The sequence below is a fragment of the Micromonospora halophytica genome (genome assembly GCF_900090245.1).
Classification (GTDB): domain Bacteria; phylum Actinomycetota; class Actinomycetes; order Mycobacteriales; family Micromonosporaceae; genus Micromonospora; species Micromonospora halophytica.
The window spans coordinates 124,303-147,159 of record NZ_FMDN01000004.1 but is presented as its reverse complement, the minus strand read 5'-3'; the positions used below and the strand labels follow the sequence as shown (position 1 = coordinate 147,159).

General features: G+C 73.2%; 22 protein-coding genes. 11 read left to right on the top strand and 11 right to left on the bottom strand.

The window, feature by feature from the left end; translation table 11 throughout:
• Window positions 1-31: 31 nt before the first annotated feature.
• Together GA0070560_RS08145 and GA0070560_RS08140 are read right to left on the bottom strand one after the other, a co-directional pair.
• Complete coding sequence (locus tag GA0070560_RS08145; RefSeq protein ID WP_091293312.1) at window positions 32-1,516, bottom strand: S8 family peptidase; 1,485 nt, start codon at window positions 1,514-1,516, stop codon at window positions 32-34.
• Window positions 1,517-1,837: 321 nt separating this feature from the next.
• A complete protein-coding gene (locus GA0070560_RS08140; protein WP_245675417.1) occupies window positions 1,838-2,413 on the bottom strand; it encodes a histidine phosphatase family protein in 576 nt (191 codons plus the stop codon).
• Window positions 2,414-2,570: 157 nt separating this feature from the next.
• Here GA0070560_RS08140 and GA0070560_RS08135 point away from each other — a divergent pair, with 157 nt between their 5' ends.
• The gene (locus GA0070560_RS08135) at window positions 2,571-2,798 is read left to right on the top strand and encodes a hypothetical protein (RefSeq protein WP_091293697.1); all 228 of its coding nucleotides are present in this window, start codon (window positions 2,571-2,573) and stop codon (window positions 2,796-2,798) included.
• A gap of 169 nt (window positions 2,799-2,967) precedes the next feature.
• On the top strand, window positions 2,968-3,510 hold the full coding sequence (locus GA0070560_RS29025) for a hypothetical protein (protein WP_211565772.1): 543 nt from the start codon (window positions 2,968-2,970) through the stop codon (window positions 3,508-3,510).
• Window positions 3,511-3,543: 33 nt separating this feature from the next.
• Here GA0070560_RS29025 and GA0070560_RS08125 read toward each other — a convergent pair whose 3' ends face one another.
• Window positions 3,544-4,164 (bottom strand): L-threonylcarbamoyladenylate synthase, encoded by a 621-nt coding sequence (locus GA0070560_RS08125; RefSeq protein WP_091293310.1) that lies wholly within the window; start codon window positions 4,162-4,164, stop codon window positions 3,544-3,546.
• Window positions 4,165-4,287: 123 nt separating this feature from the next.
• On the opposite strand from GA0070560_RS08125, the gene GA0070560_RS08120 reads away from it, so the two are divergent.
• Window positions 4,288-5,262 (top strand): DNA polymerase domain-containing protein, encoded by a 975-nt coding sequence (locus tag GA0070560_RS08120; protein WP_091293308.1) that lies wholly within the window; start codon window positions 4,288-4,290, stop codon window positions 5,260-5,262.
• A gap of 18 nt (window positions 5,263-5,280) precedes the next feature.
• Here GA0070560_RS08120 and GA0070560_RS08115 read toward each other — a convergent pair whose 3' ends face one another.
• Together GA0070560_RS08115 and GA0070560_RS08110 are read right to left on the bottom strand one after the other, a co-directional pair.
• Window positions 5,281-7,443: an acyltransferase family protein gene (locus tag GA0070560_RS08115; RefSeq protein ID WP_245675416.1), complete on the bottom strand. Its 2,163-nt coding sequence runs from the start codon at window positions 7,441-7,443 to the stop codon at window positions 5,281-5,283.
• Between the two features lie 55 nt (window positions 7,444-7,498).
• The gene (locus GA0070560_RS08110) at window positions 7,499-8,026 is read right to left on the bottom strand and encodes an Lrp/AsnC family transcriptional regulator (protein WP_091293307.1); all 528 of its coding nucleotides are present in this window, start codon (window positions 8,024-8,026) and stop codon (window positions 7,499-7,501) included.
• A gap of 72 nt (window positions 8,027-8,098) precedes the next feature.
• On the opposite strand from GA0070560_RS08110, the gene pdhA reads away from it, so the two are divergent.
• The 5 genes from pdhA (at window position 8,099) to GA0070560_RS08085 (ending at window position 14,996) form a co-directional block, all read left to right on the top strand.
• On the top strand, window positions 8,099-9,304 hold the full coding sequence (pdhA, locus tag GA0070560_RS08105) for a pyruvate dehydrogenase (acetyl-transferring) E1 component subunit alpha (RefSeq protein WP_091293695.1): 1,206 nt from the start codon (window positions 8,099-8,101) through the stop codon (window positions 9,302-9,304).
• Window positions 9,304-10,320 carry an alpha-ketoacid dehydrogenase subunit beta gene (locus GA0070560_RS08100; RefSeq protein WP_091293305.1) on the top strand — a complete coding sequence of 339 codons (1,017 nt, stop codon included), beginning with the start codon at window positions 9,304-9,306 and terminating at the stop codon, window positions 10,318-10,320. The genes pdhA and GA0070560_RS08100 overlap by 1 nt, the downstream gene beginning before the upstream one ends.
• Window positions 10,317-11,744 carry a dihydrolipoamide acetyltransferase family protein gene (locus GA0070560_RS08095; protein WP_091293303.1) on the top strand — a complete coding sequence of 476 codons (1,428 nt, stop codon included), beginning with the start codon at window positions 10,317-10,319 and terminating at the stop codon, window positions 11,742-11,744. The genes GA0070560_RS08100 and GA0070560_RS08095 overlap by 4 nt, the downstream gene beginning before the upstream one ends.
• Before the next feature lie 112 nt (window positions 11,745-11,856).
• Entirely contained in the window at window positions 11,857-13,536 is a 1,680-nt protein-coding gene (locus tag GA0070560_RS08090; protein WP_091293301.1) for a right-handed parallel beta-helix repeat-containing protein, read from the top strand.
• A 203-nt stretch (window positions 13,537-13,739) separates the two neighbouring features.
• Window positions 13,740-14,996: a L,D-transpeptidase gene (locus GA0070560_RS08085; RefSeq protein ID WP_425412608.1), complete on the top strand. Its 1,257-nt coding sequence runs from the start codon at window positions 13,740-13,742 to the stop codon at window positions 14,994-14,996.
• Window positions 14,997-15,065: 69 nt separating this feature from the next.
• Here GA0070560_RS08085 and GA0070560_RS08080 read toward each other — a convergent pair whose 3' ends face one another.
• A complete protein-coding gene (locus GA0070560_RS08080; RefSeq protein WP_091293297.1) occupies window positions 15,066-16,091 on the bottom strand; it encodes an SMP-30/gluconolactonase/LRE family protein in 1,026 nt (341 codons plus the stop codon).
• A gap of 169 nt (window positions 16,092-16,260) precedes the next feature.
• Here GA0070560_RS08080 and GA0070560_RS08075 point away from each other — a divergent pair, with 169 nt between their 5' ends.
• The gene (locus GA0070560_RS08075; protein WP_091293295.1) at window positions 16,261-16,629 is read left to right on the top strand and encodes an STAS domain-containing protein; all 369 of its coding nucleotides are present in this window, start codon (window positions 16,261-16,263) and stop codon (window positions 16,627-16,629) included.
• Between the two features lie 95 nt (window positions 16,630-16,724).
• Here the strand turns inward: GA0070560_RS08075 and GA0070560_RS08070 are convergent, their stop codons facing one another.
• Window positions 16,725-17,102: an FKBP-type peptidyl-prolyl cis-trans isomerase gene (locus GA0070560_RS08070; RefSeq protein WP_091293694.1), complete on the bottom strand. Its 378-nt coding sequence runs from the start codon at window positions 17,100-17,102 to the stop codon at window positions 16,725-16,727.
• 214 nt (window positions 17,103-17,316) lie between these two features.
• The gene (locus tag GA0070560_RS08065; RefSeq protein WP_170839327.1) at window positions 17,317-17,883 is read right to left on the bottom strand and encodes a DoxX family membrane protein; all 567 of its coding nucleotides are present in this window, start codon (window positions 17,881-17,883) and stop codon (window positions 17,317-17,319) included.
• A 224-nt stretch (window positions 17,884-18,107) separates the two neighbouring features.
• Between GA0070560_RS08065 and GA0070560_RS08060 the strand changes: the two genes are divergently transcribed.
• Complete coding sequence (locus GA0070560_RS08060) at window positions 18,108-18,806, top strand: CBS domain-containing protein (RefSeq protein ID WP_091293291.1); 699 nt, start codon at window positions 18,108-18,110, stop codon at window positions 18,804-18,806.
• 166 nt (window positions 18,807-18,972) lie between these two features.
• Here the strand turns inward: GA0070560_RS08060 and GA0070560_RS08055 are convergent, their stop codons facing one another.
• The 3 genes from GA0070560_RS08055 to GA0070560_RS08045 form a co-directional block, all read right to left on the bottom strand.
• On the bottom strand, window positions 18,973-19,443 hold the full coding sequence (locus GA0070560_RS08055) for a universal stress protein (protein WP_091293290.1): 471 nt from the start codon (window positions 19,441-19,443) through the stop codon (window positions 18,973-18,975).
• Window positions 19,444-19,628: 185 nt separating this feature from the next.
• Window positions 19,629-20,348, bottom strand: a complete 720-nt coding sequence (locus GA0070560_RS08050) for a helical backbone metal receptor (RefSeq protein ID WP_091293289.1) — start codon at window positions 20,346-20,348, stop codon at window positions 19,629-19,631.
• A gap of 129 nt (window positions 20,349-20,477) precedes the next feature.
• Entirely contained in the window at window positions 20,478-21,587 is a 1,110-nt protein-coding gene (locus GA0070560_RS08045) for a DICT sensory domain-containing protein (protein WP_245675415.1), read from the bottom strand.
• A gap of 136 nt (window positions 21,588-21,723) precedes the next feature.
• Here GA0070560_RS08045 and GA0070560_RS08040 point away from each other — a divergent pair, with 136 nt between their 5' ends.
• Window positions 21,724-22,608 carry a PDDEXK family nuclease gene (locus GA0070560_RS08040; RefSeq protein ID WP_091293287.1) on the top strand — a complete coding sequence of 295 codons (885 nt, stop codon included), beginning with the start codon at window positions 21,724-21,726 and terminating at the stop codon, window positions 22,606-22,608.
• Window positions 22,609-22,857: the final 249 nt, after the last annotated feature.

Sequence of the window (22,857 nt, the reverse complement as noted above, 5' to 3'; positions counted from 1 at the left end):
GCCGGGTCCCACCGCTGGTGCCGGGTTGCTGCTACTTCACCGCGTTGTACGCGTTGACGATGCCGGCGCCGTAGAAGCCGTTACGCTCGCCGCCGGAGCAGGTCGCGTCGTAGGCGTTCGGGCCGGACGGGATCAGCGGTACCGGGTTGTAGACGCCCTCCGGGCAGGACTGCGACACCGAGGTGCGCTCCAGCAACGCCGCCAGCTGGCCGGGGTTGAGGCCCGGGTGCGCCGACGCGGCCAGCGCCGCCACACCGGTGGCGTGCGGGCCGGACATCGAGGTGCCCTGCTTGTAGCCCCAACCGTTGCCGTTGGCGCGCGACCAGGTGGTCGACAGGATGGCGTCGGTGAGGGTGGAGCGGACGCCCTGGGTGCGGAACCGGGTGTCGCCACCCGGCGCCGTCACGTCGATGACGCCCTGGCCGTACGAGGAGTAGTAGCTCTTCGCCCCGGTCGGGCCGACCGCCGAGACGGTGACCACACCCGGAGCCTCGGCCGGCAGGTCGAGGCAGGCGTTGGTGAGGTTCTCGCGCTCCTCCGGCGTGCCGTTGTTCGGGCTGCCGTCGTCGTCGAGCTTGTGCGCGAGGTCGTAGTTCGAGTTACCCGCGGAGGCGACGTGGAGCACGCCCTTGCTCTGCGAGTAACGGATGGCCCGCTGGACCGCCTGCCACACCGGACGCTGGCGTGCGTCGTTGCGGCAGTTCAGCTCCCACGGGTCGATGTAGTAGCTGTTGTTGGTCAGCTCCATGCCGTGCTCGGCGGCCCACATGAACCCGCAGACCGCAGCCTCCGGGAAGATGTAGCCGTCGTCGTTGACCACCTTCACCGCGGCGACCTTGACGCCCGGCGCGACACCGGTCACGCCGACGCCGTTGACGGCGGCGGCGATGGTGCCGGCCACGTGGGTGCCGTGGTCGGAGGTGGTCGGGTTCCAGGCCGCCTCGGTGGTGTCGGTGACACCGCCGATGCAGGACGTGCTCTTGTCCTTGGCGATCTGGGTCGCCAGGTCGGGGTGGCTGCTGGAGATGCCGCTGTCCAGCACGCCCACCACCACGTCGGCACTGCCGGCGTTGACGGCGTGGGCCTGCGGGACGCCGATCATCGGCATGTCCCACTGCTGACCGAAGAGGGGCTCCTTGGTCGGGTCGGCGGTGGTGTTCGCCGCCTCGGCCGCGGAGACCTCCAGGGTCTCGCCCTCCTCCAGGGCGGTGCCCAGCCCGGCGGTGGACGCCACCGACTCGACGCCCGCGCCCGCCACGTCCGTGACGAACTCGGGGTTGGTCGAGCGGACGACGAGCACGCCGATCTGGTCGTACGAGGCCACCACGGTGCCGTTGGCCGCGGCCACGCGGGCCGCCGCCTTGTCGGTCGTGGCGCCCTGCGGGGCCAGGACCAGGAACGTGGTGTCCGGACCGGCGGCCGACGCCGCCGGAGCCAGCCCGCCGGTGACGGCGAGGCCGACACCGAGGGTCACTGCGGACGCGGCAGCCAGTGTCTTGCGACGGAGGTTCTTCACACAGACTCCCAGGGGCTGTTTCCAGCCGGGATACGCCCCCTGGTGGGGAGCGGCCGGCGGGAAGGGGGCGGGTTGCCCGCTTCCGAACCAACAGCGTAGAAGTCTCGTGTGGCGTTACACACATCCGTTCGGCTGGTCGACGACCGTCATACGGTGGCCAGGGTGTGCGGGATCTCGTCCAGCAGCTCGCGGGCGAGGAAGCCGATCCGCCCGAACCGGGGCACCAGCCGCTGTCCGCTCACCGCGTGCGCCGGACGAGGCGACCGTCGGCGTCGGCCGACCAGCCGGTCACCGAGCAGTTGGCGATCACGTGTTCCCCGGTCAGCCCATCAGCTCGGCCTCGGTCAGCCCTTCGACCAGGTAGCGGAGCAGGAAGACCAGGGCGTCGTGGCCGAAGAGCAGCACCCGCCGCCCCTCGTGGTCGCGGCGCAGGTCGCCGAGGAGCGCGCGTAGCCGCAGCGCCACGTCCGTCCACGACTCGCCGCCCGGGGGCCGGTAGTAGAACTTGCCGAGCCGCTGCCGGCGGGCGGCCTCGTCGGGGAACCGGCGGGCGACCCCGTGCCCGGTCAGCCCGTCGAGGATGCCCAGTTCCCGGTCGCGCAGCCGCTCGTCCCGGCTGGCCGGGACGCCGGTGCCGGCCAGCGCCGGCTCCGAGGTCCGCACCGCCCGCAGGTACGGCGACACCACCGCCACGTCCGGGCGGCGCTGCTCGGGCAGGCCGGCCAGCCAGCGGGCGGTGGCCCGGGACTGCTCCTCGCCGGTGGCCGACAGCGGCACGTCGGCATCCCGGTGGGTGAGGTCGATCAGCTCCGCGCCGGACTGCTCGGCCGCGGAGGCCGCCACGTTGGCCGTGCTCTCACCGTGTCGGACGATCCAGAGGGCTGCCAGTTCCGCCATGGGCCCATGCGTACCCGGGGGCCGCGCGGGGTAATCGTGTGGGCTCGTCCGCCACGTCCGTCGCCGATGCCGCCGGTCGGCGGTGCGTGAAGCCACCGGGGGCGGGTAACCGCTGGGCTCACCCGAAACCGACACAGGGAGGTGTGCCGTGGCCACCATGGTCAGGGAGCCGGCCAGCCCGGTGAAGGACAAGAACTACGACCTGATCCACGCCGTGCAGATGTCGTTGCAGCACATCTGGCAGCTGGAGACGTACATCGCGGACGCCGACGCCCGGGGTGACAGCGAGTTGGCCACCTGGTTCCGCAAGATCCAGGAGAGCAACCGCAAGGCCGGCGAGCAGGGCAAGCAGATGCTGATGTCGCGGCTGCGCGAGAACAGCTGAGGCCGGTGGTGACGACCGGGCGGGCCGACGGTCCGCCCGGTCGCCACGCTTCCTCACCCCGGACGGCCCCGTCGCTCCGTGCGAACCGCGCCCGGGTGGCCGTTCCGCTGCCGACCTGTGGCCCGCGGCCGTCGGCCGGGGGCGCAGGGCGAGCCGTTACCCTGCCGCCATGGACGGTGGGCGGGACGGCGAACGGCTGGCGGCGTCACTCGGGCGCCATCTCGCGCGGCTCACCTTCGTCGACCTGACCACCGACGCGGTGACGGCGCGGATCATCGGGTCGGTGCTCGACTGGGCGAGCGGGCAGGGCTGGCGGGTCTACCGCCGGGCGCCGAGCGTGCTGCCGTTGCCACCGCCGTTGTCGCACCAGCGGTCCGTGCTCGACGTGGCGTGCGCCCGGCCGGACGGGCCACCCGTCGTCGTCGAGGTCGACCACACCGACCGGCGTCGTACCTGGGACAAGCTGGCCGCGGAGGCCGCCGCGGGTCGCGTCGCGGTGTGGGTGCGCTGGGGGCCGGGCCGGCACGCCGTGCCCCCGCCGCCGATCCACCTGGTGACGTGCCACGTGGACCGGCGCAACGGGCCGGCGGGGCGGCTGCACACCCGGACGCCGCAGCCGCACCGGCCGCCACCCGAGCACTCGCCGCAGGGCGCCGGCAGCGCCGCCGTGGTGCGGCTGCCCCTGCCGGCGCTGGACGACCCGACGCCCTGAGCCGCCCGCCGGTGGTCGCGTCGACGCCCCGGCCTACTCGAAGCGGGACGGGTCTCCGGCGCCCCGGCGGACGATCTCCGCCTCGCCCTGCGAGAAGTCGACCACCGTGGTGGGCAGGGTGCCGCACTCGCCGGAATCGATCACCGCGTCGAGTACGTGGTCGAGCCGCTCCTTGATCTCCCAGCCCTGTGTCATCGGTTCGGCCTCGTCGGGCAGCAGCAGGGTGCTCGACACCAGCGGCTCGCCCAGTTCGGTCAGCAGCGCCTGCGCCACCGGGTGATCGGGGATGCGTACGCCGACGGTCTTCTTCTTCGGGTGCAGCAGGCGGCGCGGCACCTCCCGCGTCGCCGGCAGGATGAACGTGTAGCTGCCGGGAGTCGCCGCCTTCAGCGACCGGAACAGGGCGTTGTTGATCTGGACGAGCTGGCCGAGCTGCGCGAAGTCCCGGCACACCAGGGTGAAGTGGTGCCGGCTGTCGAGTTGGCGGATGTCCCGGATCCGGTCGATGCCGTCCCGGTTGCCGATCCGACAGCCCAGGGCGAAACACGAGTCCGTCGGATACGCGATCAACCCGTCGGAGCGCAGGAGGTCGACCACCCGGCTGATCGTCCGCGGTTGCGGGTTCTCCGGGTGCACGTCGAAGTACGTCGCCATGGCGGCAGCCTAGGAGCGCAGGCCGGGACCGGTGGAGGCGGCCCACCCGCGTACCGTGCCGGTCGTCGCCGGGTCCCCGCGAGCCGGGCCCGGGTGTCGGAGCCTGCCGTTACGGTGTGAGGCGTGGCGACGACGGCGGCCGAGGAGATCCAGGTCGGGGAGCGGGTCGTCCGGGTCTCCAGCCCGGACAAGCCCTACTTCCCGCAGCGTGGGCTGACCAAGTTGGACGTGGTGCGCTACTTCCTCGCCGTCGGCGACGGCATCCTGCGCGCCCTGCGGGACCGCCCCACCATGCTGGAACGCTGGCCGCGCGGGGTGTTCGAGGGGGCGAAGATCGGCACCCGGCAGGACAACCGGGGTGACGCCTTCTACCAGAAGCGCCTGCCGGTCGGCGCGCCCGACTGGGTGCGCACCGCACACATCACCTTCCCCAGCGGCCGGACGGCCGACGAGGTCGCGCCGAGCGAGCTGGCCGTGGTGATCTGGGCGGCCAACCTGGGCACCCTGCGGTTCCATCCCTGGCCGGTGAGCGCGGCCGACGTGGAGCACCCGGACCAGCTGCGGATCGACCTGGATCCGATGCCGGGCGTGGGCTTCGAGCAGGTGGTGCCGGTGGCGCACGAGGTGCGGGCCTTCCTCGACGAGCTGGGTCTGGTCGGCTACCCGAAGACCACCGGCGGCCGGGGTCTGCACGTCTACCTCTCCATCGAGCCCCGCTGGAGCTTCGGCGAGTGCCGGCGGGCGGTGCTGGCGCTCGGCCGCCAGATGCAGCGCCGTCGCCCGGACCTGGTCACCACCACCTGGTGGCGGGAGCAGCGCGACCGACCGGTCTTCGTCGACTACAACCAGATGGCCCGCGACCACACGATGACCTCGGCGTACTCGATCCGGCCCACGTCGGCGGCGTTGGTGTCCGCGCCGCTGGACTGGTCGGAGCTGGACGACGCCCGCCCGGAGGACTTCGACGTGGTCGGTATGCCGGCGCGGTTCGCCGGGCGTGGCGACCCGCACGCCGGGCTGGACGAGCGGCGTTTCTCGCTGGAACCCTTGCTGGAGCTGGCCGACCGGGACGGGTTGGAGGCTCCGCCGGAACGTTGACCTGGCTCCTGCTTCTTCTCACCCCGGTCCCGGACGTTTCGGCATCAGGGGTCGTAGGGCTGCTTCCAGGCGGGGCGCGAGAGTCGTCACGTACGTCGCGGTCAGGTGGTTGTTGTCGCGGTAGACGAGCACACCTCCGATGACGGGAGCGCACCTCTCCGCAGGGCAGATCGCGTCGGTCAGGTCGATCAGGTGTACGCCACTGAGCCCTTCGGCCGCCTCTTCGTGGGCGAGCCCGCCACCCAGGTTCAGCACCCGACTGCGCAACGGCGCGCACCTGGTCAGGCGGTTCCTGTTTTCCGCCACGCACTCGGGCATGTTCCGGTCGTGGTACGGCGCGTCGCGCAGCACCGCCACCGGCACGCCCTCCGCGACCATGCCGCCCCAGGTCCTCCGCAACATCGGAGCCAGCGCCGTGCCGTCCGTGGCCGGTCTCCCGTCCTGCCAGGTCAGGTAAGCGGAACTGCTCACCAGCAGCAGGTCAGGACGGTCGGCGCCGAGCAGCGCGGCACGCACCGACCTGTTCCACTCGGCGCAGGTCGAGTAGGGGCGGCCGGCGAGGACGACCACGCCCTGCACGAAGGGGCAGGAGGCTTTCGTGTAGAGGACGACCCGCCAGTTGTTCCGCTGCGCCAACTGATCCACTGCGGGAAGCCACTGGTGGGCGTGTGAGTCGCCGACGAGGGCCAGGGTCGTCCTCGCATCCGGACGTCCGAAGACGCACCGTTTGACGGTCGCGGTCGCCTGGTCCGTACCGCAGTCCCCGGCGGTTCTGGGGCCGTCGCTCCCTGCCGAGAGCGGGTCCGGGTAGATGGAGGCGACCCGGTCGACGGGGACCCCGGCGCGGCTGGTACGCGGGGAGGAACCGAGAACCGCGGCGCCGGGTGGGAGTGACGGCGCCGCCGTGGATCCGCCGGAGGTCACCTGACCCCGGATGACCGACGGTGTGCCGGGGTGGGCCGTGGGCACGGCGGTCAGCAGGAACATCAGCCCGACCAGGGCGGTGGCGATGGTGCACCCGGCACCGACCTGCAGGGCGGCGATCGGCCGTTCGGTGAGGCTCCGGGACCGACGCAGCGGGTTCTCGATGTAGTGGTAGGTGAGTGTGGCCGGGATGGCCGAGGCGGCAACGACCGCGAGCGCGCCGCCGGTGGACAGGTCACCGAAGTGCGCCTGGGCGGCGATCAGCAGCGGCCAGTGCCACAGGTACAACGAGTAAGAGATCGCCCCCACGGCCCGCAGTGGCCGCTGCCCGAGCAGGAGGGCGGGCCCGGCGCGCCCGGCCGCGGAACCGAAGGCGACCACCGCCGCCGCGCCCAGCGTGGGCCCCGGGGCGGCGGACCCCGGAAACCCGGCCTCGGTGTCGATCAGCACCGCCGAGACGCCGACGGTGACGAGCCCGGCCCAGGCCAGCGGCGCCGCCATGGCGCGGGGGGTGCGACTCAGCCAGGCCGCAGTCACGGCGACGGCGCCACCCACGGCCAACTCCCACATCCGGGTGGTGGTGACGTAGTAGGCCGACGGGTCCGTCGGTGAAACGACGAGTGCCCAGCCGAACGACGGAAGCGCGATGAGTGCCAGCCCGAGCAGGAGGAGGCCCGTGCGACCCCGCCGCCGGCGGTGAGCGATCCACCCGAGCATGATCAGTAGCAGCGGCCAGACCAGGTAGAACTGCTCCTCCACAGCGAGCGACCAGAAGTGTTGGAGGATGCTCGGCGCCTGATCGACGTTGGCGTAGTCGAGGGACTCGGCGGCCATCCGCCAGTTCATCGCGTAGCCGGCGCTCGCAACGACGTCCCAGGCGGTCGCGGACCAACGGGTACGCGGCAGGAAGAAGTAGGTAAGCAAGAGGGTCGCGAGCAGAACCGTGGCTGCGGCGGGCAGCAGGCGCTTCGCCCGGCGGGCGTAGAAGGCGGTGAGCGAGATCCGTCCACGGCGGTCGAACTCCTCAATCAGCAGGCCGGTGATGAGGAAGCCTGAGATCACGAAGAACACGTCCACGCCGACGAAGCCGCCGGGCAGGTAGGGCACCCCGGCGTGGCCGAGGAGCACCAGCAGCACTGCCACGGCGCGCATGCCTTCGATGTCGCCGCGGAACGACCCCGGGACACGCTGCGTCGGCTTGATCGGTGCCGGCACTGCCGTTCGGGCGTTGGTCCACAGCGCTGTTCGGATAGCCACGGCAGAGATGGTACGGGTGATTTGGCAAGCTATTTACCGTGTTGGAGTCATTTATTCATCTCGGTGGCGTTTTTCCGGTTTCCCAGGGGGTCTGCGCGCCGGTGAACTCCTCGAAGACCAGCCAGCTGCGGGTCGACAGGACCCCGGCGATGCCCTGCACCCGGTCCAGCACCACGTCCCGCAGCGTGGCGTTGTCCGGCGCGCGGACCAGCGCGAGCACGTCGTGCTCGCCGCTGAGCAGCGCGACGTGCTCGACGTAGCGCACCCGGGCCAGCTCCGCCGACACCTCCCGCCAGGTGTTCTGCTGGATGGTCAGCGCGATGTACGCCGAGGTGCCCAGCCCGGCGGGCTCCGGGGCGACCCGGGCGGCGAACCCGGTGATCACCCCGTCGCGCAGCAGCCGCTCCACCCGGGCGTACGCGTTGGTGCGCGAGACGTGCACCCGCTCGGCCAGCGTACGGATGGACAGCCGGCCGTCGCGGACCAGTTCGTCCAGGATGCGCCGGTCGACCTCGTCCAGCGGGCCGGCCGAACGTCCCGTTCCGCCCGGCCCGCCCGGTGTCGGCGGGGTCTCCTGGCTCACATCAGCCCTCTGTCCATGCCATTCATCCCACGTTCACCGCGCGTCTTGAGTCAATCATCCGACGGCAGGAGCATAAGGCCACCACACGTCCAGGAGGTCCCCGCCGTGACGACCACACCCCAGGCGGTCCGCAGGGCATCCCCGCGCACCCGCCGGCCGGCCACCCCGGCCGCGCCGGACCCGTCCGCCGGTCTGCTGCCGCAGGCCGAGCCGGTCCGGCTGCTGAACCCGGACGGCACCGCGCTGCCGTCCCGCGCCGACTGTCCCGAGCCGCCCGTCGAGGCGTTGCGGGAGATGTACCGCCGGATGGTCGTCGGGCGTCGCTTCGACGTCCAGGCCACCGCCCTGACCAAGCAGGGCCGGCTCGCCGTCTACCCGTCCTCCCGCGGCCAGGAGGCCTGTCAGGTCGGCGCGATCCTCGCGTTGCGCGACGACGACTGGGTCTTCCCCACCTACCGCGAGTCGATGGCGTTGACCTCCCGGGGCATCGACCCGGTCGAGGTGCTCACCCTGCTGCGCGGCGACTGGCACTGCGGGTACGACCCGGCGCAGCGGCACACCGCGCCGCAGTGCACCCCGCTGGCCACCCAGTGCGTGCACGCCGCCGGCCTCGCGTACGGCGAGTCCTACCAGGGGCGCGACACCGTGGCGCTGGCCTTCATCGGCGACGGCGCCACCAGCGAGGGCGACTTCCACGAGGGCGTGAACTTCGCCGCCGTGTTCAAGGCGCCGGTCGTGTACTTCGTGCAGAACAACAAGTACGCGATCAGCGTCCCGCTGTCCCGGCAGACCGCCGCGCCGAGCCTGGCGTACAAGGGCGTCGGCTACGGCGTGCCCAGCGAGCAGGTCGACGGCAACGACCCCGTCGCCGTGCTGGCGGTGCTCACCCGCGCGGTGGCGCACGCCCGCGCCGGGCACGGCCCGTACCTGGTCGAGGCGCACACCTACCGGATGGAGCCGCACACCAACGCCGACGACGCCACCCGCTACCGGGACGCCGACGAGGTCGAGGCGTGGCGCGACCGCGACCCGGTCGCCCGGCTGGAGACCTACCTGCGGGCCAAGGGCGTGCTCGACGACGCCGCCGTGGCCGCGATCGCCGAGGAGGCCGAGGCGTACGCCGCGGACCTGCGGGAGCGGATGAACGCCCAGCCCACGGTCGACCCGCTCAGCCTCTTCGACCACGTGTACGCCGAGCCGACCCCGCAGCTGGTCGAGCAGCGCGAGCAGGTCCGCGCCGAGCTGGCCGCGGCCCGCGACTCCGAGGGGGACGCCTGATGGCCACCATGACCATGGCGAAGGCGCTCAACGCCGCGCTGGCCGACGCGATGCTCGACGACGAGCGGGTGCTCGTCTTCGGTGAGGACGTCGGTCAGCTCGGCGGTGTCTTCCGGATCACCGACGGGCTCCAGGCCCGCTTCGGCGACAAGCGCTGCTTCGACACCCCGCTCGCCGAGGCCGGCATCGTCGGCTTCGCCGTCGGCCTGGCCATGTCCGGGCTGCGCCCGGTGGTGGAGATGCAGTTCGACGCGTTCGCGTACCCGGCGTTCGAGCAGATCGCCTCGCACGTGGCGAAGCTGCGCAACCGTACCCGCGGGTCGCTGAGCGTGCCCATCGTCATCCGGGTGCCGTACGCCGGTGGCATCGGCGGCGTCGAGCACCACTGCGACTCGTCCGAGGCCTACTATGCGCACACCCCGGGCCTGAAGGTGGTCACCCCGGCCACCGTGGAGGATGCGTATTCGCTGTTGCGCGAGGCGATCGAGGACCCGGACCCGGTCGTGTTCATGGAGCCGAAGAAGCTCTACTTCTCCAGTGCCGAGGCGGAGCTGCCGGCGCGGACCGCGCCGTTCGGCACGGCCGTCGTCCGCCGGCCGGGCACCGACGCCACCCTGGTCGCGTACGGCCCGGCGGTGCCGGTGGCGATGGAGGCCGCCGAGGCCGCCCGCGAGGAGGGCTGGGACCTGGAGGTCGTGGACGTCCGCACCATCGTGCCGTTCGACGACGGCACCGTCGCCGCCTCGGTGCGCAGGACCGGCCGGTGTGTGGTGATCCAGGAGGCGCAGGGCTTCGCCGGGGTCGGCGCGGAGATCGCCGCCCGGGTGCAGGAGCGCTGCTTCCACGCCCTGCACGCCCCGGTGCTGCGGGTGTCCGGGCTGGACATCCCGTACCCGGCGCCGATGCTGGAGCACACCCACCTGCCCTCGGTGGACCGGGTGCTCGACACGGTGGCCCGCCTCCAGTGGGACGACCAGCCGGACGCCCGCTGGCTGTCGCAGGGGAGCGCGGCATGACCACGGTGGAGCGGGTCCAGGTCTTCCTCCTGCCGGACCTGGGGGAGGGGCTGAGCGAGGCCGAGATCGTCGAGTGGCGGGTGGCCGTCGGTGACGTGGTCACCGTGGACCAGACCGTGGTGGAGGTGGAGACAGCCAAAGCCGTCGTCGACGTGCCCTGCCCGTACGCCGGTCGGGTGGTCGCCCTGCACGGCGCGGCGGGCGAGGTCCGTCCGGTCGGCCAGCCGCTGATCACCGTCGCGCCGCTGGGCGGTGCGGGCCCCGACGACCAGGAGCCCGCCGGGCACGCCACCTACCGCGAGGAGGAACGGGCCGGCTCCGGCAACGTGCTGATCGGGTACGGCACCGGGCACGGCGGCTCGGGCCGGCGGCGCCGCCGGCCCCGGCTGGCGATCGCCCCCGAGACCGACGATCGCGTGCCCGCCTCGACCGGCGTCCCTGCCGGTGTCGGCTCGGCGGAGGGCACCGGCCGGACGACGCCGGGCGGGCCGACCGCGCCGGCCCCCGGTGGCGCTGCGCCGGCCGGCGGGCCAGCCCCGCTGGTCATCTCGCCGATCGTGCGCCGGCTGGCGAAGGAGCGCGGCGTCGACCTGGCGACGCTGCGCGGCACCGGCACCGGCGGAGTGATCCGTCGCGCCGACGTGGAGGCCGCGACGGCCGCCCCGGCGGCCCGGCTCGCCGCCGTGCCGGATACCGGACAGGCCCACGTCGGCCTCGCCCCGGCCGGCGACGGTGACGTGGTCATCCCGCTCACCGGCATCCGCAAGGTGATCGCCGACAAGCTCTCCCGCAGCCGGCGGGAGATCCCCGAGGTGACCATCTGGGTCGACGTGGACGCCACCGGCCTGCTGGAGACCCGGGCGGCGATCAACGCGGCCACCCCGGACGCCCCGGTGAGCGTGCTGGCCCTGCTGGCCCGGATCTGCCTCAGCGGGCTTCGGAGGTACCCGCAGCTCAACGCGCACGTCGACACCGAGGGGCAGCGGATCGTCCAGTCGGCCGGGGTGCACCTGGGCATCGCCGCGCAGACCGACCGGGGCCTGCTGGTGCCGGTGCTGCGCGACGCCCAGCGGCTCACCACCCGGGAGTTGGCCGCCGCGTTGGCGGAGACCACCGCGGCCGCGCGGGCCGGCACGCTGCCGCCGGCCCGGCTCACCGGCGGCACCTTCACCCTGAACAACTACGGAGTGTTCGGGGTGGACGGCTCCACCCCGATCATCAACCACCCGGAGGCGGCGCTGCTCGGGGTGGGCCGGATCGTGGACAAGCCCTGGGTGGTCGACGGGCAGCTCGCGGTGCGCAAGGTGACGCAGCTCAGCCTCACCTTCGACCACCGGGTCTGCGACGGCGGGGTGGCCGGGGGCTTCCTGCGGCACGTCGCCGACTGCGTCGAGCAGCCGGCGCTGCTGGTCGCCAACGTCTGAATCCGCCCCCGGCGTCCCGGCACCGTCCACCCTCGGTGCCGGGACGCCGGGTGTCCCTGTTTCCCCCCGCGCGGACCGGGAATGCGAGCCCGGTCATCGAGGGGAGGAACCGATGGCTCACCCGAACGTGCCCGGCGGCGTGCGGCGGCACCCGGTCGCCGGCGCACCGCTGATGTGCGACGCGCGCGAGCACGGGATGACGGGCGACGGGTGCACCAACGACCAGCCCGCGTTCGCCGCGCTGGTCGACCGGCTCGGTGACGCGTACGCGGCGGACGGGCGGGCCCGGGTGATCTACTGCCCGCCCGGGGTGTACTCGATCCGGGACTCCGGGACGGTCTGGCGCAGCGGGGTCTCCCTGATCGGCGCCGGTCCCGGCGCGACCCGGTTCGTGCTCAGCAACGCCGGCAACCGCGCCGACCCGGTCCCGCTGGCCTACTACACCGCCCAGCAGCACGGGGCGGACCCCGAGCGGCACCTGGCCTACTGCACCTTCGCCGACTTCGAGATCGACGGCTCCGGGGTCTCGTCGGCCGAGTACAACCCGCTGGCCAAAGGGCTCGGGTTGCAGTACGTCGCGCGGGGCGTGTTCCGCAACCTCTACATCCACCACACCGCCGCGACCGGGCTGGGCTGCGATTTCCTCCAGGACACGCTGGTCGACGGGGTGCTGGTGGTCGGCTGCGGGCGGCTGGACAACGGCACCGAGATGGGCGGTGCGGGCATTGGTATCGGTATCGGCGGGTGGGGCAGCGTCGAGCGGCTCAACGTGATCAACTGCTCGGCGGTCGGCAACGCCACGAACGGCATCTTCCTGGAGTTGCAGCAGAGCGGCGGCCTGCGGCCGCGGGGCATCCGGATCATCGGCTGCCACGCGCAGGGCAACCGGTTCGGCATCTCCGACTGGGGCGCCAACGGGCTGATCGTCTCCGCCTGCACCATGACCGGCAACCTGGAGGCCGGCTTCCACGTCTCGGCCAAGGGCACCACCCACACGGCCGGACGGGGCGGCATCCTCACCGACTGTGTGATCGACGGCAACATCCGTGACGGCGTGAGCATCGGCAACACCCCCGGCCCGTACACCATCCGGGGCAACCGGATCAGCGGCAACGGTCGCTACGGGTACCACCAGCGCAGCCTGGGCATCGAGGAGCGGGATCAGGAGCACGCCCGCGAGATCGTCATCGAGAGCAACGACTTCTACGGCAACAGCGGCGACGCCATCCGCATCGACCGGCCGGTCCGGGACGCCATGCTGATCAACAACCGGATCCGCGGCAACGGGCGGCAGTGCGCGGGCGCCGAGTCCGGTGGCGGGGACTCGGTGCGCTACACCGAGAAGCTGGTCGTGGACCGCCACGCGAACTGGCAGCACGACGGGCACCGGGGCAAGGTCGTCCGGGTCGGTGACCGGATCGCGGTGGTGGCCGCCAACGATGCGACCGAGCTCAGCCTCGCCCCGATCCGTCCCGACTCGTTCACCGCGTGGAGCGCCGACACCCCACCGCCCGGGGCGCGGTACGAGCTGCCGGCGGCGGCCACCGTCCGCGCCGGGATCACCATCGACGCGCCGATCGACTCGGCGACGATCCGGGGCAACCGGGTCTGGGACCACCACGACGAGCGGACCCAGACCCACGGACTCTGGATCACCGACCGGGGCAGCTGCGTGTCCTGCCGGGTCGAGGACAACGACTTCGCCGGCAACGTCGAAGGCGCCGTCCGGCTGGACACCCCGCCGGTCGGCGGCCGGTGGGACCGCAACCACGGCGACGAGGACTGGGACTGACCGGCACGGCCGGTACGGGCCGTGCCAGCCACGCCGAACCGGGACGTCCACCCCTTACGGCGATCTGCCAGCACACGTACGACCAAATGCCCGCCCGTTTCCGAGCAATTCCCGCGAAAGAGCGCCGCGCCGGCGGAAACGCCGTACAGAATGTGGCCAAGGGAAGCGGAAATGGGGGGCCGAACATGGACGTGAGGCGGCGATTGACGCTATTCGCGGTGACCATCGCAGCCACACCGTTGATCCTCGGCGGTTGCACCGCCGAACGGAAGCCGGCCGAGGGGTCGGCGCCCGGACGGGCGGCGGAGGACCTGGCGGTCACGCTCAGCCCGGTCGACCGGACCAGGGACGTGCCCATCAGCGCGGAGGTCGGCACCAGCGTGACCGGGGGAAAGGTCACGACCGTCACGCTCACCGACGACCAGGGCAGGAAGGTCACGGGGGAGCCGAGGGAGGACGGTTCCAGTTGGGTGCCGGGCACCCCGCTGGAGAACGGGCGGACCTACACCGCCGAGGTGACCGCGACCGGCGCGTCGGGGCGTACCACGGTGAAACGGACGACGTTCACCACGGCGCCGAAGTCGAACAAGCAGGCAATCACCAGCACCCTCTATTTCACCGGCAACCAGACGTACGGCACGGCGATGCCGGTGACGGTCGCATTCGATCCGGGAATTCCGAAGGAGGCCAGGGCGGCGGTGCAGCGCCGACTGTTCGTCAAGACCGATCCGCCGCAGCCGGGCACCTGGTCGTGGCTGGAGGACGGCAGTCAGGTCTACTACCGGGCCCCGGACTTCTGGAAGCCGGGTACGAAGATCAGCGTCCGTTCGGCGCTGGAGGGCCTGCCGATCGGCAAGGAGTACGTCGGCGACGACGATCGCAAGGCGACCTCGAAGATCGGCCGTCAGGTGGCCCTCGAGATCGACAACGCCACCAAGCAGATGTCGGTCTTCCAGGACCACCGGCTGGTCCGCAAGATCCCGGTGAGCCTCGGCAAGGCGAGTACGCCGAGTTCCAGCGGCAAGATGGTGATCATGGAGAAGTTCCAGCAGACGACCTTCGACACCCGGGGCTCGGCCGATCCTTACGTGGTCGACGTCGAGGACGCCCAGCGCTACACCTGGGGCGGCGAGTTCATCCACGCCGCGCCGTGGTCGGAGGGGGACCAGGGCAACACCAACGTCTCGCACGGCTGCGCCAACATCTCGTCCTCGGCCGCCGACTGGCTGATGGGCGTCACCCAGGTCGGTGACCTGATCACGGTGAAGGGCACCGAGGTGCAGTTGGAACCCGGCAACGGCTGGACGGCCTGGAACGTCAGCTGGGACGAGTTCGTCAGGGGCAGCGCGCTGCCCGTGCCGCCGGGTCTCAAGCCGGCGCCCGCCCTGGGCCACGGGCACCCGGGCGCGGTGGCGGGCGGCTCGTCGCCCGCGCCGGGGCCGTCGGCCAGCGGCGGCTGACACCGCAGGGGGAGGAACGGCCGGTACGACCGGCCCGCCGGGCGGCGGGCCGGTCGCGGTCGTGGCGGGTCAGCCCAGGTCGACGCGGGCGATGCCAGCACCGATCAGGCTGCCCAGCCAGAGCCGGTCGCCGTACTGCCGGACCCCGGTGATCATCCAGTACGCCCCGCCCGGGCCGTGCAGGGTCCGCAGCACCGTCCCGTCGCCGTCGACCAGGGCGACCAGCCCGTACTTCTGCGGCTGCGGTCGTACCGCGTCGGGCAGCATGGCCACCAGCTGCCGCAGCCGTGGGTGCGGCAGCAGCCGCTCGACCACCGGCAGCCGGGGGCTGGGCAGCGCGATCCAGTAGGTGCCGTCGCCGACGGCGGTCAGGTTGTCGGGGTACGCCGGCAGGTCGGTCAGCACGGTGACCGCGCCGTCGGGCAGGGAGACCCGGACCAGCCGGTGGGTGCTCGTCTCGACCAGCATCAACGCCGACTCGTCCGGCGTCAGGGCGACGCCGTTGGGGAAGTAGAGCCCCTCGGCCACCACCTCGGTGCGCCTGCTCCGGCGGTCGTACGCCAGCACCCGCCCGTTGGGGCGGTGCTCCAGCAGGTCGTGCTTCCAGTGCGAGAGCGGCCAGCGGTCGGAGCTGTCGGTGAAGTAGATGGCGCCGTCACGAGCGACCGTGGCGTTGTCGGGCAGGTGCACCGGGACAGCGGTGCCGGTCAGCTCCCGTACGGCCCCGTCGGCGGTGACCCGGAGCAGTCCCCGGTACGCGTCGCAGACCACCAGGCTGCCGTCGACCGGGTCCAGCTCGATGCCGAGGGGCCGGCCCCCGGTCTCGGCGAGCAGCTGGGGCGTGGTGCCGGCGGGCGCGTCGGCGGGCCACCACCAGAGCCGGCCGTCCTCGTCGCCGCTGACCACCCGGCCGTCGGGGTCGACGAGCACGTCCTCGGGGCCGTACGCGCCGGCCGGCAGGGGCAGCACCTCGGCGTGGTCGAGCCGCCGGTCGGTGGCGGCCCACGCCCCGTCCAGCGGCGGCGGGACGGTGGCCGGCTCGCGGACGGGCCGGATCATGCGGGGCGGGCGCTGGCGCTGGCGCGGTACGACCATCGGACCATTCTCACCTGCGGATCCGCGTTCCGCCCGACCGGGAGGCGTGTCGTGGCGCGTCTCCTCCTGAGGGAGGAGCCGCAGACGGTCTCGGGGACTACCCGGGGTGTACCCGGATTCGATCGGCGGCAGGGCGGAAATGTCGGAGGGCGGGGCTAGATTCGTCCGTATGGGACAGCGCGATGACCGACTCCACGTGCAGCTCGGCGTGGGTGACGACGCGGTCGAGGTACGGGTGGCCGGCGAGATCGACCTCGCCTCGGTCGGCGAGTTGCGGGCGGCGCTCTGGGCCGCCCCGGCCCGACCGGTGCTCCGGGTCGACCTCTCCGGGGTCCGGCTCCTCTCCGCGGCCGGCGTCCGGGCGCTGCTCGCCGCGCGGCTGCGGGTGCGGGCCCGCGGCGGGGAGCTGGTGCTGGTCGACCCTGATCCGGTGGTGTGGCGGGTGCTGCGCGCCACCGGCGTGCACCGGGTGATCCCGGTGGTGACGACCACGCCGGCCGGGCCCTGCCGGCGCAGCGAACTGGCCGCCTGCGCCTGACCGGCGGTCCCGGCACCGACCGCCGCCGCCGGGGTGGGTGCGCGGGCCGGGTGGGTGCGCGGGGCCGCCGGCCGGGCCGGCGACCCCGCGGCCGGTCAGCGGACGCCGACCAGATCGACGACGAAGACCAGGGTCTCGTTCGGCTTGATGACGCCGCCGGCGCCCCGCGCGCCGTAGCCCAGGTGCGGCGGGATGGTCAGCCGGCGGCGACCGCCGACCTTCATGCCGACCACACCCTGGTCCCAGCCGGCGATGACCTGACCGCCGCCGAGCGGGAACTGGAAGCTCTCGCCCCGGTTCCAGGAGGCGTCGAACTCCCGGCCGGTGGAGTGGGAGACCCCGACGTAGTGGACCTCGGCCAGCTGACCCGGCCGGGCCTCGGGGCCCTCGCCCACGGTGATGTCCTCGATGACGAGCTCGGCCGGGGGCGCGCCCTCGATCGGGCCGACCTCGGGCTTGCCTGCCTGGGGCATGGTCATCTGTTGCTCTCCTGCCGTAGTGGCGGTGGCCCGCCTGCGGCGCGGCCACGGCCGTCCATCGTCCGGTCCAGGTCGATCCTGCCCGATCGCGTCCCGCCGATGCCGGCCACACCCCGGGGCACGGTGTCTGCGAGGCCGCCCGTCGCGGTTCCGCAGACGCCGGAAGGGGCGCCACCGGGTGGTGGCGCCCCTTCCGGGATCCGTTCGGTCACTTGAGCCAGCCGTACTTCCGGACGATCGGCAGGTTGCCCCAGGCCCGACCGAGGCCGAAGGTGTTCTCCGCGCCGACCAGGGCGAGACCGGCGAGCACCGCGGCGTAGATCAGGTGGTCGTCCATGAAGGGGTTGTTCTCGGGAGGCAGGACGGCGGTCCACATCAGGACCAGCAGCAGCGCGCCGGCCGCAGCGGCGATCCGCATCCCGATGCCGAGCATCAGGGCGACACCGATGCCCGCAAGACCGATCATGAAGAGCCAGTCGGCCCAGGTGGCGCCGGCGATGTCGTTGTAGATGCCCTTGAACGGGCCGACCGCGCCGAAGGTCAGGAACCCCTTGGTCGGGCTGCCGCCGTTGATCCAGGCATTCTTCGCTTCGGTGGCGTAACCGAGGCCGAAGGCCTTGTCGAGGAACGCCCAGAGGAAGATCCAGCCGAGGGCGATCCGGGTGCCGGCCCAGAGGTACCGGGCGGCACGCTGGCGGGTGGTCTCGGTTTCGGCCACCGGAGCGATGGTCCTGGCGGTGGTGTTCCGCTCGATCGTCGCGGTCATTGTTCCCACGTCCCTTCTCTGCCTCGCACCGCGCTTTCCGGTGGCACATTCATTTCACCCCTGCGGCGCCTCGCCGAGCAGGGCCGACCGGGCCGTTCGGGGGCGGGACCTTCGACCCCGGAAAGGGCCTCCGGGACGGGACCTTCGGCCCCGCGCAGCCCGGCCCACCGCCCCTGACATGCCTGCTCAGCGCGGTCGTAGCGTCGGAGTGGAGACCATCCGAGGAGGTCGTGATGAGGACGTGGCAGGTGGGCGACGTGATGACCCGGGACGTCGCGACGGTCGGCGAGGAGACCCCGTACCGCCAGATCGTCGACACGCTGATCCGGCGCGGGATCAGCGCCGTGCCGGTGGTGGACGGCTTCCGTCGGGTGCTGGGGGTGGTGTCCGAGGCCGACCTGCTGCACAAGGTCGAGCGGGCCGGCAACCCCGACGAGCGGCGGGTCTTCGAGGGCCGGCGGCGGCGGACCGCCCGGGAGAAGGCCGACGCGCTGGTGGCCAAGGAGCTGATGACGGCGCCGGCCGTCACCACGCTCCCCGAGTCCACCCTGCCGGCCGCGGCCCGGCTGATGGACCGGGAAGCGGTCAAACGGCTGCCGGTCCTCGACGACCTCGGCCGGCTGGTCGGCATCGTCACCCGCAGCGACCTGCTCCGCGTGCATCTGCGCACCGACGCCGAGATCCGCGAGGACGTGGTGCAGGAGGTGCTGCGCCGGGTGCTGGCGGTGCGCGACGGGCTGGTCACCGTGCAGGTACGCGGCGGTGAGGTCACCCTGGACGGCCGTCTGGACCGGCGTAGCGCCGCCGACCTCGCGGTCCGGCTCGCCGGCCAGGTCAGCGGCGTCGTCCGGGTCGTCGACCGGATCGGGTACGACGTGGACGACACCATCCTGGTCGAGTTGCCGCCGGGGCAGGTCACCCCGGTCGCCTGAGCCATCCTCCCCGGGCCCCGTCCACACCCCCTGGACGGGGCCCGCTCCCTGCCGCGGGTGCGGCTCGTGCCTCGAGGGCGGGGTCCCGCCGAGAGGGAGGCGGAGGCCCTCGGACATGCCAGGGGCGGCCGTCCCGTTCGGGAACGGCCGCCGCGTCCGCGCCGGCTCAGCCGCGCAACGCCGGCTCACTCGTCGTGCGCGGCGCCGCCGGCACCGGGATCACCACCACCGGGCAGTACGCCTTGCGTACACACTCCTCGCTGACCGAGCCGAGTACGGTGTGCCGCAGCCGGTTGTGCCCGTGGCTGCCCAGCACCAGCAGGTCGGCGGTGCGGGCGGCGGCGGTGAGCACGTCCGCCGGTGGCCCCTCGACGACCTCTCCGGCCACCGTGCAGCCCGGTCCCTTGCGGACGACCAGACCCCGGATCTCGTCGTCGAGTACCTCGGTCGCGCGTTGCCGCTCGTCGACGGGCGTGACCGTGTTCGCCGGGCCGAACTCGATCCGGTCCCACCGCCAGGCGACGACCGCCTGGACGCTGCCGCCGCGGGCGGTCGCCTCGTCGACGGCCCAGTCCAACGCCCGCCGGCCGCCCTCGGATCCGTCGACCCCCACCACGATCAGTCGGTTGCTCTGCATGACGCACTCCTCTCCTCCTACCCGCAGTCCACCTCGGACGAGGGGCGGGGGACAGGCGCGAAGGGCCCGGCGACCACGGGCCTTTCGTCACCGGGTCGTCGCGTCCTGTGCGGGTACGTCATCCGGGCGGGCACGTCAACCCGGCGGGCGTCACCCGGGGCGACCCGTCAGCCCTCGGCGGTACGTCAGGTGAGCGGCGCGTCGAGTTGCGCGGCCAGCAGTCCGGGCGCCTCGGCCAGCGACGGGCCGTACCAGGTGAGGTGGCGGCCGGAGACCAGCGCGCAGGGCGTGCCGCCGAAAGCCTCGGGGCCGTCGGCGGCATTGAACCGGTACGGCTCGTCGGGGAGCACCACCAGCTCCGGTTCCCGGGCACGCAGCGCTGCGAGGTCCGGCCGTGGGTACCGTTCGGGGTCGTCGCCGTACAGGTTGACCACGCCGAGGCGGCGCAGCACGTCCCCGGCGAACGTGTCGCCGCCGAGCACCACCCAGGGTCGGCGCCACACCGGCACGACGGCCCGGCGTACGGCGGACGGTGCGGGTGGGTCCGCCCAGGCCCGGCGTGCCGCGGCCAGCCAACCCGGCTCTCCGGCGACCCCCAGTGCGGCCAGCAGGTCGGCCAGTTCGGTCAACGCCTGCGGCACGGTACGCGGATAGGTGACCCGTACCGGCACACCGGCCGTGGCCAGTGCGTCGGCGTCCTCCCGGCGGTTCTCCTCCACGTTGAGCAGCACCAGGTCCGGCCGCAGGGCGAGTACCCTTTCCAGGTCGGGATACTTGCTGCCGCCCACCCGGGCCACGTCCAGCCCTTCCGGGTGGGTGCACCAGTCGGTCGCGCCGACCAGCGCCTCCGGCACGGTCACCGCGACCGCCTCGGTCAGCGACGGCACCAGCGAGACGACCCGCACGTTGTCCCTCCCTCCCGCGGCGCGGACCGCGCCGACTCGTCGACGGTCGCGCGCCGCCGGTCCGGCGTCCATGATCCGCCGGTGGTCGCGTTCCGCCGGAGGTGACGTTCGGCGCGCTGGCCGGATCCGTCAGCGGTGGCCGGCGGTGACCGGCTCGCGGGCCACCGTCGCCACCGGCACCTGCTCCCGGGCCGCCCACTCCACCGCGTGCCGGACGTCGGCGACGGGCAGTGGCCGCTGGTCGGTCACCGTCACCGCCGCGTGCACGGCGTATGCGACGAACGGGAACGAGCGGGCCAGCCCGGCCAGCTCGGCATGCACCCGGGCGGCCACCGCGAGGGCCTCCTCCTCGGTCACCGCCGGCAGGACCAGCAGGTACTCGTCGCCGGCGAGGCGCACCGCCCGGTCGACCGGGCGTAGCGGGGCGGTGAGCGCGCCGATGACCGCCTGCGTCTCCCGGGCCGTGCTGCGCCGGCCGAAGCGTTCCGGCGTGCCGGTCGGCTCGGCCACCCGGACGCCCACCAGCGCCACCGGCAGGGTGCCGGAGGCGGTCACCCCGTCCAGGCCGGTCCACCGGCGCAACGTCGGCTCGTCTACCAGCCCGACCTCCGACGGCTCGCCGTCGCGGGTGGTCGCCGACGCGGCCCGGCGGGCGCGTTCGGCGCGGGCGGCCATCAGCCGCAGCCCCGCCTCGGCGCGGCTCTCGCCGGGTGTGGCCGGCAGGTGACGGACCCGGTCGAGCACCTGGTCGACGGTGGCCAGCGCGGTCGCCGGGAGCCGGTCGGCGAGCCGGTCACGCAGCCGCACCACCTCGTGCAGCGCCTCGTCGCGGCGGAAGCCCCACCGGCCGTCGAAGAGTCGGCCGGCCTCCAGCGTGACGGCGGCTTCCACCTCGCGTCGGTCCCGGGCCACCAGGGTGGCGCCGAAGCGTGGCGTGAGCGCCACCACGCTCCACTCCCGGGCCAGTTCCTCGACGTCGTCGAGCGCCACCCCGTACGCCCCCGCGGGCAGCTCCGGCGGGGTCTCACCGACCAGGCCGACGACCGTCACCGCCGCACCGGCGGCGATCCGCCGGTAGCGGGCCAGCTCCCGGGTGAAGTACGGCATCCGTTGGAACAGGGCGATCACCACCAGCGGCCCGTCCTCGGCGGTGGCCAGCGCGGCCTCCTCGATGGCGTGGGAGACCGTGACCAGACTCCGCTTGGTGAACCGTTGCGTCGGGGGCCCTGAGTGCAGCACGCGGTGAGCCTAGAGAAATCGATCGGCCCCCGCACGTTGACGGTCGGGACCGCTCCGGCCGCACCGGTGGTCCGACGAGAGCGGCCGACGTCCTAGACTCGGCGGTCGACCGACCGAGCGTGAGGACCTGCCGACGATGACGCCCACCGCCACCGACGACGGTTCCCGGCTGCGGCCGGTGCCGGGCGACGGCATCGGGTCGTTCACCCGGGCCGGTCAGCTCGTGCACGGCCGCCGCCGGCTCGGCGAGCTGGTGCCGCGACGCCCGGAGGGGATCACCGGGCACCAGTGGAGCTCGGCGACCCGGGAGGAGTTCGACCACGTCGTATGCGCGGCCGACACCGGTCTGCCGCGCCTGGCGGTGTCCATCGGCCCGGCCGCGCCGGCCGGTTCGCCCCGGCAACGCGCCGAGCGGATGCGCGATGCCGTCTGCGCCGCGGTCGGCCTGCCCGTGCTGCGGATCGAGTCGCCGACGGTGCGCGCCGCCGAGCACGGCCGGCGGATCGTCGCGTACGTCCTCGACGCCCGCGAGTACGCCGGTGGGCAACCCGCCGCCGGGCCGGAGGCCGACACAGTCGACCCGCCGGTCGGGTTCCGGGACATCGTCGGTCGGCTGCCGGACGGTCGCAGTGGCCACGTCAACGACCTCGGCGCGCTGACCCGGGCCGACGCCGTCGAGGCGTACGTGTCCCGGCGCCTGGCCGACCCGATCGTGCGCGGCCTGCACGTCCGCTTCCAGGACGGGGCCGCCGAGGGCTGGAGCTGGGTCGAGGTGCGCCCCGGCCGGTGCCTGGTGGAGCGGGTGACGGTCCGGGAGCACCGGTTCTGGTGTGGGGTCGACGCCGCCCGGCTGGCCGAGGACCTCGCCACCGTCGCGATCGGGGAGCGGCTGCGCGCCCTGGAGACCGACGAGCCGACACTGGTGGACCGGGACGCCCTGCGCCAGGAGATCCGGGCGTTGCGGGACCGCCGGGACGAGATGGTGGGCGGCTTCGCCTTCGACCATCTCTGCGCCGACTGACTCACCGCCGCCGTCGCTGACCGTCGTTGGTCGGTGGCCTTCCGTTCTCTCGGGTGCCGGTCCGACCGTCGGTGAGGTTCCGGCGACGAATTCTGCGTTCCCGTTGAACCTTCGCCCACGGGGTTCCGTACTCAAGCGGGAATGGACACGGATCTTCCAGCCGCGCCACCGACGCGGCGGACGGTGCGGAAAGGGCATCGTCGGCCATCGACGTGCGACCGGAACGTCGCAGTGATCCCGACGGGGTGA

Excerpts from the sequence above, each read along its gene's own strand:
- GA0070560_RS08095 (WP_091293303.1), top strand. The coding sequence starts at position 10,317 with ATGACCACGGTGGAGCGGGTCCAGGTCTTCCTCCTGCCGGACCTGGGG.
- GA0070560_RS08125 (WP_091293310.1), bottom strand. The coding sequence starts at position 4,164 with ATGGCGACGTACTTCGACGTGCACCCGGAGAACCCGCAACCGCGGACG.
- GA0070560_RS08060 (WP_091293291.1), top strand. The coding sequence starts at position 18,108 with ATGAGGACGTGGCAGGTGGGCGACGTGATGACCCGGGACGTCGCGACG.
- GA0070560_RS08040 (WP_091293287.1), top strand. The coding sequence starts at position 21,724 with ATGACGCCCACCGCCACCGACGACGGTTCCCGGCTGCGGCCGGTGCCG.
- GA0070560_RS08100 (WP_091293305.1), top strand. The coding sequence starts at position 9,304 with ATGGCCACCATGACCATGGCGAAGGCGCTCAACGCCGCGCTGGCCGAC.
- GA0070560_RS08140 (WP_245675417.1), bottom strand. The coding sequence starts at position 2,413 with ATGGCGGAACTGGCAGCCCTCTGGATCGTCCGACACGGTGAGAGCACG.
- GA0070560_RS08135 (WP_091293697.1), top strand. The coding sequence starts at position 2,571 with ATGGTCAGGGAGCCGGCCAGCCCGGTGAAGGACAAGAACTACGACCTG.
- GA0070560_RS08055 (WP_091293290.1), bottom strand. The coding sequence starts at position 19,443 with ATGCAGAGCAACCGACTGATCGTGGTGGGGGTCGACGGATCCGAGGGC.
- GA0070560_RS08090 (WP_091293301.1), top strand. The coding sequence starts at position 11,857 with ATGGCTCACCCGAACGTGCCCGGCGGCGTGCGGCGGCACCCGGTCGCC.
- GA0070560_RS08075 (WP_091293295.1), top strand. The coding sequence starts at position 16,261 with ATGGGACAGCGCGATGACCGACTCCACGTGCAGCTCGGCGTGGGTGAC.
- GA0070560_RS29025 (WP_211565772.1), top strand. The coding sequence starts at position 2,968 with ATGGACGGTGGGCGGGACGGCGAACGGCTGGCGGCGTCACTCGGGCGC.
- GA0070560_RS08070 (WP_091293694.1), bottom strand. The coding sequence starts at position 17,102 with ATGCCCCAGGCAGGCAAGCCCGAGGTCGGCCCGATCGAGGGCGCGCCC.
- GA0070560_RS08080 (WP_091293297.1), bottom strand. The coding sequence starts at position 16,091 with ATGGTCGTACCGCGCCAGCGCCAGCGCCCGCCCCGCATGATCCGGCCC.